General features: G+C 34.6%; 11 protein-coding genes and 1 tRNA gene. 3 read left to right on the plus strand and 9 right to left on the minus strand.

The genetic code is table 11. The features are described 5' to 3' along the window. Together JNL75_10845 and JNL75_10850 are read right to left on the minus strand one after the other, a co-directional pair. The coding region (locus JNL75_10845) for a GIY-YIG nuclease family protein (GenBank protein ID MBL7790315.1) at positions 1-110 on the minus strand (110 nt) is incomplete at its 3' end. A gap of 36 nt (positions 111-146) precedes the next feature. Further along, positions 147-219: transfer RNA gene (locus tag JNL75_10850), tRNA-Met, on the minus strand. A gap of 265 nt (positions 220-484) precedes the next feature. Here JNL75_10850 and JNL75_10855 point away from each other — a divergent pair. Beyond that, positions 485-1,882 carry a tetratricopeptide repeat protein gene (locus JNL75_10855; protein ID MBL7790316.1) on the plus strand — a complete coding sequence of 466 codons (1,398 nt, stop codon included), beginning with the start codon at positions 485-487 and terminating at the stop codon, positions 1,880-1,882. A 25-nt stretch (positions 1,883-1,907) separates the two neighbouring features. Here JNL75_10855 and JNL75_10860 read toward each other — a convergent pair whose 3' ends face one another. The 6 genes from JNL75_10860 to JNL75_10885 all read right to left on the minus strand — a co-directional run bounded on the left by JNL75_10860 (position 1,908) and on the right by JNL75_10885 (position 8,367). Further along, on the minus strand, positions 1,908-2,510 hold the full coding sequence (locus JNL75_10860; protein MBL7790317.1) for an isoprenylcysteine carboxylmethyltransferase family protein: 603 nt from the start codon (positions 2,508-2,510) through the stop codon (positions 1,908-1,910). Between the two features lie 89 nt (positions 2,511-2,599). Next, positions 2,600-4,717, minus strand: a complete 2,118-nt coding sequence (locus JNL75_10865; GenBank protein ID MBL7790318.1) for a TonB-dependent receptor — start codon at positions 4,715-4,717, stop codon at positions 2,600-2,602. Positions 4,718-4,868: 151 nt separating this feature from the next. Next, complete coding sequence (locus tag JNL75_10870; GenBank protein MBL7790319.1) at positions 4,869-5,297, minus strand: hypothetical protein; 429 nt, start codon at positions 5,295-5,297, stop codon at positions 4,869-4,871. Positions 5,298-5,312: 15 nt separating this feature from the next. Beyond that, positions 5,313-5,789: a hypothetical protein gene (locus JNL75_10875; protein ID MBL7790320.1), complete on the minus strand. Its 477-nt coding sequence runs from the start codon at positions 5,787-5,789 to the stop codon at positions 5,313-5,315. Between the two features lie 5 nt (positions 5,790-5,794). Then, positions 5,795-6,787: a class 1 fructose-bisphosphatase gene (fbp, locus tag JNL75_10880; GenBank protein ID MBL7790321.1), complete on the minus strand. Its 993-nt coding sequence runs from the start codon at positions 6,785-6,787 to the stop codon at positions 5,795-5,797. A 47-nt stretch (positions 6,788-6,834) separates the two neighbouring features. Further along, a complete protein-coding gene (locus JNL75_10885; protein MBL7790322.1) occupies positions 6,835-8,367 on the minus strand; it encodes a HAMP domain-containing histidine kinase in 1,533 nt (510 codons plus the stop codon). 77 nt (positions 8,368-8,444) lie between these two features. Here JNL75_10885 and dnaN point away from each other — a divergent pair, with 77 nt between their 5' ends. Both dnaN and JNL75_10895 read left to right on the plus strand, forming a co-directional pair. Continuing rightward, positions 8,445-9,560 carry a DNA polymerase III subunit beta gene (gene dnaN, locus JNL75_10890; protein MBL7790323.1) on the plus strand — a complete coding sequence of 372 codons (1,116 nt, stop codon included), beginning with the start codon at positions 8,445-8,447 and terminating at the stop codon, positions 9,558-9,560. Positions 9,561-9,636: 76 nt separating this feature from the next. Then, positions 9,637-10,869, plus strand: coding sequence for a hypothetical protein (locus JNL75_10895; GenBank protein ID MBL7790324.1), 1,233 nt, complete (start codon positions 9,637-9,639; stop codon positions 10,867-10,869). 165 nt (positions 10,870-11,034) lie between these two features. On the opposite strand, the gene JNL75_10900 is transcribed toward JNL75_10895, so the two are convergent. Then, positions 11,035-11,287, minus strand: a 253-nt coding sequence (locus JNL75_10900) for a GIY-YIG nuclease family protein (protein ID MBL7790325.1), incomplete at its 5' end; no start/stop codon positions are given.

An 11,287-nucleotide genomic window follows, 5' to 3' on the forward strand; every position in this document is an offset into this window, starting at 1 on the left:
TTAGATAAGGTGTTATGAGACTTAAATCGTTCTATCAAATTGCTCGTATATCCAATATATCGTTTGGAATGAGACATAGAATACAAAACATAAACAACATATTCTTCCATAAAAAAAAGAGACCGTTGGGTCTCTTAAAAAATTAGTAGCGGGGACACGACTCGAACGTGCGACCTTCGGGTTATGAGCCCGACGAGCTACCTACTGCTCTACCCCGCGCTATGGGAGTGCAAATATATAAATAATAAATTAATCGCTTACTTAATTTATCAATAAGATTTACCTTTCTTTAAAAATGATGAAATTATTTAAAAATTACTAAGGTATAAACTTATCTCAAATCGTTGCGTTATACAATTGAGTTCAAGGTGTTTGAGATTATATATTTAACCTAAAATAAGTTAGGAAAATGTTGAAATCTATTTGATGAAAAATTATTTGTTTAAACTACTTTTATCATAGAATTAACGTTCATAGTGCTATTATGAATAAAAAAGATAAATTGGAATTTGAAACTCTCCAAGAGTTGCTTCAACAGTTTGAGGAAGCATTGGTGCTAAACGAAACGATTCGTTTTGAAGAAGACGAGTTTGAATCCATTATACATTATTATTTACAAAATAACCAAGCGCAGTTGGCCTTGGACGCCAGTGAAATGGCGCTTACAATCTACCCCTTTTCTTCCGAATTCTGTCTGACAAAAGCGGACGCCCATATCGAACTAGGAGAATTAGATCATGCAGAGGACTATCTTATCAATAATTTTAAAATTGATAAAAGTGATATTGACTATTATATCATTCTATCTGAAGTCTATGTTCTTCGAAATAATTATGAGAAAGCCATAGAGATATGCGAACAAGGGCTGGAAGAATGTCGTGACAATCTCGATGAACTCTATCTTCATCTTGCAGAAATATTTGATCATCAAGGCGAATATAAGGAAGTGATTCCACTTCTAGAAAAAACAATAGCCCTTAATCCTACCAACGAAGATGCGCTCTATCTCTATTCTATTACTATGTCTATTTTAGACAAAATAGCAGAGAAAGTTGAGTTTTTCCAAGGACTCATAGATAATGATCCGTTTAATGATGAGGCATGGTATTACTTAGCGGTTACATACCGGGAACTAGGAATGTATGAGAAGGCTATAGAATGTCTGGAATATATCAATGCGATAGATGAAGATGTCAATGTACTGGGTGATATGGCGCAGGTTTTCTATGAAGCAGGGGACTATGAAAAAGCCATCGATTGCTTGAAAGAATTGGAAAAAGACGATGACCTAGAGAGTCTGGATTACCAAACCTATGCCAAGGCTTACAGAGAACTCGGCAATTTGCATAAAGCCAAAGTCTTTTTCAAAGAAGCACTGAGTATCGATGAAACCAATGACGATATTTATTATGAACTCGCTAAAACCTACTACCAAGAAAAAAAATATGAAGCGGCGCTTCCATTGATAAATAAAGCCTTAGAAAAAAGCAAAGAACTGGCTCATTACTTAGAACTCAAAGCCGATATTTTTATTGGTCTAGAAAAAATAGAAGAGGCCTGTGAATTATATAAAAATATTATCCTTCTTCATAGTTCAACGTCGTATTATATCAGTAAATTTGCCTATATATTAGCCTTGAAATTCAGCTTAGAAGAAGCCATAGAAATTTTAGATAATGGAATAGAGTCAAACCTACATCCGACATTACATTTTCATAAAGCGGTCTTGTATTTTATCTTCGATAAAGAGGAAGATGGCTATCAAGCCTTCGCACAAGGCCTAGAACAAGACTTCTCTGCCCATACCATTCTCTTTGAAAAACTACCAGAAATGGAAACGAATTCGAAGATTCAAATGCTAATTACGTTTTATGGGGATTAGCTAAATACAAATAATTATTAATCAATTAAATAAAACGTCTAACTTTTAGCATATACGATAAATAATTATCTCCGTGTTCTTTTGCTAGAAATTCTTCTTCCAGTCGAATCTGAATTTGAATTAAAATATATCCTACCAATAGAAAAATTAAAGTTAATGCATTTGGTGTTAGCAAAAAAAGACCTAACAAGGCTGTTAACATCCCTAAAAAAATTGGATTTCTTGAATATTTAAATAATCCAGTCGTAATAAGTTCAGTTTTAGTTTGTGTATCTATCCCAATTCGCCAAGAGTCTTTCATATCTGTTTGAGCTATAATTGTCCAGATTAGTGCTAATACTAAAAGTCCGATTCCTATATACTTTAGATATAAAACATCCAATATTTGTAATACTAAAAAGATTTCGTAATGTGCTGGGATTAACGCATAAAACACAGTATAGATAAACATTAATATTAATGTAATCTTAAAATAATATCCAATCAATCCATAAGCTGAATCATCTTTCGGTAATACCAACGGATTTTGTCCTATTCTTCTAGCTACAATTAAACTTTTTGCGACAAAGGCTATACCAAAATAAATAACAAAATAAGCTGGTAATAGAATTCTTATAATTTGTTCCATTTTAAATTTTTATATTCTTTTATAACTTAATAGCTCAATCCCTATTAAGTCTCACATTATGGAGACCCAAAAGAGAAATTAATTGAACTTTAAAACCGCACCTTCCCACCTATATACATTCTCCGCACATCCATAGGTCCCCAAATCATACCAGCGTCGAAAGATTTGAGATTGGTATTTTCAAAACTTTGAATACGATCATACTGATTGTAGGCAAAGATATTTTCCGAACCTATATAAAAATCCATGCGGTCATTCGGCACATAGTTTATCTGTGCGTGTACTATAGGATACCAAGGTGAAAAATTCTCAGGAGTCAAGCTCATATTTGGTATGCGCGCTCGTCCATTGACGAGTAGCGTCGTTGAAAATCTCCATTTTTCTTCTGTGGAAACCCAATACAAATTGGCAAGAAATTTATCCGTTTTTAATAAGGGTAAGAGTTTTTCTTGGCCATCGTAAACTACTAAAGTTTGATCATTTTTATAAGATAGTCTCAAACTCCAGTTTTTATCGATCTTCATATCATTATCAATCTGAAAGCTCTGAGCTCTACTTTTTTCCTTGAGATACTCTATTTTCAAGAGTTCTGGGGTCTCTAAATTCAATATGAGCTGATTTTGGAAGAGCGTAAGAAAATAACCCGCATCTATCGTAGAAGCCATACCGAATAATTTATAACTCAATCTGTAACTTACTCCGCCATTAAAGGCTCTTTCTGCTTCTAAATTCGCAGGCATTTGTACCGTTCTATTGGAAATTAAGAATCCGAAGGTCTCCGTCAAAATAGTAGGGGTTTTGAATCCAAATCCTCCGTTGAATTTTAAACTATGCTGTTCATTAGGCGCGAAAATGAAACTAGCTCTCGGAGAAAAGAAGAATCCTAAGTCATTGTGATAATCGCCTCGCACACCGAGAATAGCAGTCATCGCATCTTTCTTGCCAGTCCATTCGGCAAAAACTCCATTTACAATTTCCTTTTTACTAAAATGTAAACTTCCTATACGCTCATGTTCCTTATTGTACAAAGATTGTAAGCCAAGTTTTATTTTAGAATTTTCTCCACTAAGATTGGAATAATAAATGGGAGAAACACTAGCATAAATCTGATTATTATCGATGATTCGACCAGCTATATCTCCATTCTGAGTAGCGTAGTTAAGTTTATATAGAACTGCAAAACTAGACTCTTTATCTGCGTTTAACTCCCAACCAGTTTTAAACTGAGCCTGCAAAGATTTATGATTTTGGTTGATAATATAATCAGAACCAATATGACTTACATGATTCGAATGATCTATCTGCCCAGCTTGACTTTCATAAGAAGTTCCCTGAATCATAGCCTGAAAACGGAACCCACTTTCACTCTGATACTGCCATTTATTCATCAAATTGAGATTCATAAATACTGGCATATCAGTAAAACCATCCCTATTGTTATCCATAGTCATGCGAGAAAATGATGTGTGAGCCAGAAAGTTAGTATAGAGATTATCTGTGATTTGGATGCCTTTTATGACATTTAAATCAGTCTTAGCAATTTCTGAAATATAGCCATTCAAAAACCAATCTTTCGATTTTTTAGGTTTGATAAATTCGATATTCATAGCTCCACTGATATTATCGTAGCCATTCGTCACGGAGCCTATTCCCTTACTAATACCTATAGACTCGATCCATGGACCAGGCACGAGTTCAAGACCTATTTTCGACAATATACCACGATGATAAGGGATGCCTTCATTCATCTGTGAGGAGTAAGTACCCGCCAAAGCTAGCATTTGAATTTCTCTACCACCTGTAATACCATCTGAGTAATTGACGTCAACGGTATTTGTATTTTCGAGACTCTCTGCCAGATTACAACAAGCGAGTTTTCCTAGTTCGCATTTGTCTATAACCTCTGTACCAGCCTTCTTGAGCTCTTGGGTTTTATTTCCAACTATACTTACTTCAGATAAAGATTTCACTTTTAGTTCTACCCTATTAGTCGCTTGTAACTGTGGTATTGTCGCTTCTTTATATCCAATTTTCTTTAGTTTGATAGGTAGTATCGAAGTCTGAGGAATAGTAATACTACCATTGACATCGGTAAGACCCAGAGTTTTGCCCTCATGATCCAGTACCTGAACATTTTCTATTGGTTGATTGTCTATATTGAAGACTTCTATTTTAGATTCTTGCGCTCTGACAATAATTGAGAGCATTATACTAAGAATAAAAAATATATATTTTGTATTAATTTGCATCGTTTGTTAAGTTTAATATTCCATTATCATTAACCTGAGATAATTGAAAAATTTTTAAATAAAATTGTTTGACTATTTGGAAACACAATATTTCCAAAAAACTATTGAACTAACAACGCCAAATACTGAACTTAGATTGCCTATCACTGATTAATTCACGTTTCCAATAGAAACCTGAATTATTTTTAGCAACCCTAGCGAAAAAAAAGTTTAAGGTGTAAAAATCAGCCTTATTGAATTTCGAATTTGACTTTACTTGTGTTTCTATTTTCTCCGTTACCTCTAGTTTAGATTCCTCTGCATGGAATATAGAACTCGGAATACGAGTATCTTGAAATCCACAACAGCCTTTGCCTTGACAGCAGTTACCTTCTGAATCAGACGATTCCACTGAAGAACATGACCCGCAGCAGGTGGTGGCTTCTTCACTGCAGCAAGAACCGACAGCTTCGGTTATAGTGGTATAGGCATATAAATTTGCATTGCCTAAGAACAATAAATAAAGCCAAAAGAAACTAAAAGAAACTATTCTCTTCATTACGAATCCACAAAGTTAAGTAAAATAACTCATAATGACCTCATAAAGATTGATATCCAGATATAAACTCAAAAAGAAAAATACAGAACTCCAGAAGATACAACAGGAGAACATGTAAATAAATATCTTTGTCTTATTATCCGTTATTTGCAGTGCTAGCATTGCGCCAACGGGTAAAGTCAACAGAATTGGGGAAAGAAATGATATCCCAAACAAGCCCATACTTCGTCGCACCTTTACTAAAAATTTATTCCATCTATTAAATCTATGATAGGTGTTGTTCCGATATTTAACTTCATAATATTTTTTAGTAATAAAACTGCCGAAATTAATAAAAATCAATAAGCCTATGGCTCCTCCAGCAAGATTTGCTAAAATAGAAGGTATGATACCTGTATCTAGATTGATAGCTGTAAATAGCCCTAAACCGTATTTCACTATGGAAAATAAGAAAATAGTGATTAGCTTAGACCAATAGGCTACTATATCCACAAATCTTAATTCAAGTTAAAACTCAAATATTTATCTACTAGATCGCTTGAACCTAATGCAATAGGAACTCTTTGGTGTAACTCTGATGGTATAATCTCTAAAATATCGGAACTACCATCGGTGTATTTTCCATTGGCATGTTTAGTAATAAAACTCAGAGGATTACACTCATATTGCAGTCTCAGTTTGCCTTTAGGAGATTTGGTAGTAGCAGGATATAAAAATATACCACCTTTCAACAAATTTCTATGAATATCCGCTACCATAGATCCTATATATCGATGTGTAAATGGGCGTTTAGAGCTTTTATCTTCATCTAAACACCAGTTAACAAAATCAATAACTTGTTTATCATATAAGTTATAGTATCCAAAGCTAATAGAAAGAATATTGGTATATGAAGGGGTTTGTATGTTTTCATGTGATAGAAGATACTGCTTCTCAATTTGGTCCAAGGTAAAAGCATGAACGCCATTTCCCATAGAGTATACTAGAATGGTAGAACTACCATATATGACATAGCCTGCACTTAAAATATCATTGCCTTTTTGCAGAAAATCAGACAGCAACAAATCTCCATTTGATTTTCTCTTATAAATACTGAAAATGGTACCTATAGCAGAACAAGTATCAATATTACTACTTCCATCTAAAGGATCAAACAATACAATATATTGTGCATCTTCGCTATGACACTGCTCGAATGCAATAAAGTCTTCCATTTCTTCCGAAGCCACACCTGCACAATACTTCGAAGATTTTAATGATTCAATTAACCAATCATTGGATATGATATCTAAGCGCTGAACTTCTTCACCTTGTACATTTTCTGTTCCAGCTTTTCCTATAATATCTTCCAATGCAGCATGATTGACAACAAAACTTATCTTTTTAGTCGCCTCTTCTAATTTTTCATAAATTTCTTTGAGACCTTGCTCCTGAGATAATATGGATTCTTTTGAATTTAAAAACTGATTAAGATTAATCTGAGTATGCATTATTTAATTTTCGAAATTAATTAAAACTATTTTTATTTATTATTATACTATTCTGATTCTTCACGTTGATTTCCTAAATAGGTTCTAGGCAAAAATATAGTAAATATACTACCTTTACCTAATTCACTGTGCACAGTTACGAATCCATCATGGGCCTCGCTCATTTCTTTGACGTAATTGAGTCCTAGACCAAAGCCTTTGACATTATGCACATTTCCTGTAGGTACGCGATAAAATTTCTCAAAAACACGCTCTAATACCTCAGTAGGTATCCCTATTCCATTATCCTCCACGACTATTTCTATGCCTTTTCCTTTGTTATAGGTAGTTACATGGACTTCCAACGGTATATCTTCTTTTCGATATTTTATAGAATTTTCAATTAGATTATGAACCATATTCGAGACATGTATTTTATCCGCTTCTATGATACTATCAACCGCATTAGGGTAAAATGCGAGCTTGCCATTTACCTCTTCTATATTGAGCTGATTTCTATTCACAATATCAGATATAATTTCATTAACATCGATGGTAGATATTTTTAACTTAATACTCGATTTTTTCAATCTAGCTGCCTGTAATACTTTCTCAATATTATTTAACAGTCGTTCATTCTCCTGCTTTATAACGGTAGCATAATGTAAAACTTTTTCCTTATTGGTAAGAATTTTATCATTTCGAATCATATTACTAGCTAGACCTATAGTTGCGACCGGTGTTTTTAACTCGTGGGTCATATTATTAATGAAGTCCGTCTTCATATCTCCTAACTTCTTCTGCTTATATATCGTATAAAAAGTGACAATAAATGATCCCAACACTAAGGCTATCAAGAAAAAGGAAGTAAATAGCATTGGTAACACTTGCTGATTAATGTATTTATCTTTTAAAGGGAAATAGATAAAAAGTAAGCCATATTCGTTGTAGATACTATTGGGAAAGAGCTGCGATTTATAACTTTTTGCAAGTAGATCTTCTGAGATTCGAGGAAAATCAGAGTAAATAACCGATTGGGTTGTATTATCTACGATGCACGTTTTAAAATCCAGAAGGATATTGTCTAACACAAACTGCCGCTTGATTACATTTTTCAAGGTATCGGGAAACAGCTTCTCGTCAATACATGTGTTCTCAAAAAGCATAATCTTACTTCTTATCCGCATCGTTTCATTGAATTCAGTATACTTTTTCTTCAAAGTCTCAAACTCCTTAGCCTTCATATTGAGAATTCTCGCCTTCGGTATACTCAGCTCAGACGTTAATACTTTAAAGAATTTACTATTCGTATCCTTTAGTTTATAAGTAAATGTCATTTCATCTAAATCTTCAGAGATAGATGCTGACTCTTCCTGCAAGGAAAATGCCTTCTGAGCTATAGGATTATTTTTAAAAAAAAGGATATTAGACTGTCTTTCATAGTCTTCTAGCGACTTGGCTAATGATGTATAGACGCGATTGTCAAAATTCTCAATTTGCTGCTTGAAAGCACTTTCTATGAAATACACCTGAATAGCGACCAAACCAATCATTGAGAATAGTGCGACAATAATAATAACTATGATGTAGCGCAGATTCATTGCTAGCTGGATTGTTTTAAATTAAGAATGCTCATTAATCTAAAAAACATATTTTTGCGTAAAATTAAGATTAAAAAATGAAGTTTACTGTATCTTCACAATTATTAAGAGACAACCTAAGCAAAATCTATGGTGTAGTTGGTTCGAATAACGTAATCACCATCCTTGACAACTTTCTTTTCAAATTAGAAAAAGATAATTTAACGGTTATTTCCTCTGATGTAGAGAACTCTATGAAAGTTGAAATTCCTGTCCAGTCTTCGGATACAGGCTCACTAGCTGTACCTGCAAAAAAGCTTATGGATACCATCAAGTTTATAGCAGATCAGCCCTTATTGATGTCCATCAATGATACGGACAATGTACTGGATATTCAAACCAATAACGGTAACTATAAATTGACTGGTTTCAATGCAAAAGAATTTCCTGAATTGTCACAAATCAAAGACGCTCAGAATGTGACACTGGATTCTGTAATTCTCAATCACGCTATAGGTCAAGCGAGCTTTGCCATAGGAAATGACGAATCGCGCAAGGCTATGACGGGTTTATATTGCCAGTTTGATAAAGACGGCGCTACATTCGTCGCTACAGACGCTCAAAAGCTCGTTAGATTTAAGAGAAGGGATGTCAGCGCTAATGGTACTTTTAGTTTTATTCTACCTAAAAAGGTACTTTCTCAGCTAAAAACTTCACTACCTGGTGAAAATTCACCTGTAGATATAAGTTTCAACAAAAATCACTGTTCCTTTAAATTTGGCAATATTTACTTAATTTGCCGACTAATAGAGAGTCAATATCCTGACTACAATGCTGTTATACCTACTAATAATCCGAATATTTTAGTTATAAATAGAGAGGAATTGCTTTCTTCCCTGAGACGTTTGACGCCATATACCAGTCAGACTACACATCAAGTCGTATTTCAGATTGCTGGAAGTCAGTTGACTGTTTCGGCTACAGATATCGATTATGCCAGTGAAGGTAGAGAAAATTTAATGGTCAACTATAATGGGGAAGATTTCACCATAGGATTTAATTCTAAATATTTATCAGAAATACTCTCTACTATTCATTCAGAAGAGGTGATGATAGAAATGTCTACCCCAGCCAGAGCTTGTCTTATCCTTCCGAACGAAACGAATGACAAGGAGAGCATCTTAATGCTAATTATGCCAATAATGGTCAATTAATAGCGAAAAGAGTCGTTGCTCAATTGACAAAAAGAATCAAATTCAATACTTAACATTAAAATTCAACATTCATCAAATGTTAGAAAAACTCAATCAATATAAATCAAAGACTCCAGAGATTGTATTTGAATGGAAAGACGATGAAACTGGCGCTGAAGGATGGGTTGTTATCAACAGTTTAAGAGGTGGTGCTGCTGGTGGCGGTACCCGTATGAGATTAGGTTGTACAAAAGATGAGGTGCTTTCCTTAGCAAAGACTATGGAAATAAAATTTACGGTAGCTGGTCCTCAAATAGGCGGAGCAAAGTCAGGTATTAATTTTGACCCCAAAGACCCTAGAAAGCAACTTGTACTTAATAAATGGTATAAACGAGTGGTGCCTTTGCTACAAAATTATTATGGAACAGGAGGAGATATGAACGTAGATGAAGTCAAAGATGTAGTCCCAATTACTGAAAAATATGGACTACACCACCCGCAGGAAGGTATAGTAGTAGGACATTATGCTCCCAATAATGAATTGAAAAAGAAGCAAATTCACCAATTGCAAAAAGGTGTAGAGCTTGAGGTCAAATCAACTAAGCTTTCTCCGAATCCTGATAAAACTTATCTAGTAGCAGATTTAATAACAGGCTATGGTGTTTCAGAATCTGTACGTCACTTCTATGATATCTATAAGAATGAACATTTAGAAGGCAAGCGCGTTATCATTCAAGGTTGGGGCAATGTAGCCGGCGCTGCTGCATATTATCTAGCTCAGCAAGGAGCAATAATCGTAGGAATTATTGACAAAGATGGAGGATTGATCTCTGAAAATGGGTATAATCTCGAAGAGGTAAAAAACCTCATGGAGACAAGGAATGGAAATGCCTTGTCACACCCAAATATGCTCAGTTTTGCAGAAACCAATGAAAGAATTTGGCAGGTAAAAGCTGATATATTCATCCCTGCAGCAGCATCAAAAATTGTACAGAAATCTCAAATAGATTGTCTTTGTGCTAATGGTCTGGAAGTCATCAGTTGTGGAGCCAATGTACCTTTTGCTGATGCAGAGGTTTTTTATGGCGAAATAGCCCAATATACCGATACCAAATGTAGCGTAGTTCCCGACTTTATAGCGAACTGCGGAATGGCGAGGGTTTTTGCTTATTTAATGCAACCAGAAGGTGTGATACTAACCGAAGAAGCCATTTTCGAAGATGTGTCCATAACAATAAAAAATGCCCTTCACGACTGTTTCCGGACGTCCAGTGACCTTACTAGCTTACAAAAAATAGCATTAGGGATAGCAATGGATAAATTAATGTAGCAAGAGATCTGCATTAGATATACATTGGTTGTTCTAAGAACTTGTAAAACATATGCAAATAAAAAAAGCTAGCATTTAGAGCTAGCTTCAATTGGTTCGGCGGAGAGAAAGGGATTCGAACCCCTGGACTCCCGACAAACTGTCGGGATCAACGGTTTTCAAACACTAAGATAAAAATTTAGAAATTTGATTTTGAGAACTAGCTATTAAAGCTTCCAGACTTGTTTTATTATACTTTTTAATTTTACGTTCCTTGGCCAATGCCTGTTGCTTTGTGCTAAACTCAAGTATTCCGACAATTTTCCACGGACGTTTTTTTGAAGTAAAGGTACTCTTTCCTAGATTGTGAAATTCCAATCTCAAAAATGGATTTTCTGAAAATCCCTTATAGAAGCTACCATCTTGTTCACTTTGAAGA

This window comes from Chitinophagales bacterium, assembly GCA_016787225.1.
Lineage (GTDB): Bacteria > Bacteroidota > Bacteroidia > Chitinophagales > JADJOU01 > CHPMRC01.

Bases quoted from the DNA above. Each gene is read 5' to 3' on its own strand.
- JNL75_10855 (MBL7790316.1), top strand. From the start codon at position 485: ATGAATAAAAAAGATAAATTGGAATTTGAAACTCTCCAAGAGTTGCTT.
- JNL75_10860 (MBL7790317.1), bottom strand. From the start codon at position 2,510: ATGGAACAAATTATAAGAATTCTATTACCAGCTTATTTTGTTATTTAT.
- JNL75_10865 (MBL7790318.1), bottom strand. From the start codon at position 4,717: ATGCTCTCAATTATTGTCAGAGCGCAAGAATCTAAAATAGAAGTCTTC.
- JNL75_10870 (MBL7790319.1), bottom strand. From the start codon at position 5,297: ATGAAGAGAATAGTTTCTTTTAGTTTCTTTTGGCTTTATTTATTGTTC.
- fbp (MBL7790321.1), bottom strand. From the start codon at position 6,787: ATGCATACTCAGATTAATCTTAATCAGTTTTTAAATTCAAAAGAATCC.
- JNL75_10885 (MBL7790322.1), bottom strand. From the start codon at position 8,367: ATGAATCTGCGCTACATCATAGTTATTATTATTGTCGCACTATTCTCA.
- dnaN (MBL7790323.1), top strand. From the start codon at position 8,445: ATGAAGTTTACTGTATCTTCACAATTATTAAGAGACAACCTAAGCAAA.
- JNL75_10895 (MBL7790324.1), top strand. From the start codon at position 9,637: ATGTTAGAAAAACTCAATCAATATAAATCAAAGACTCCAGAGATTGTA.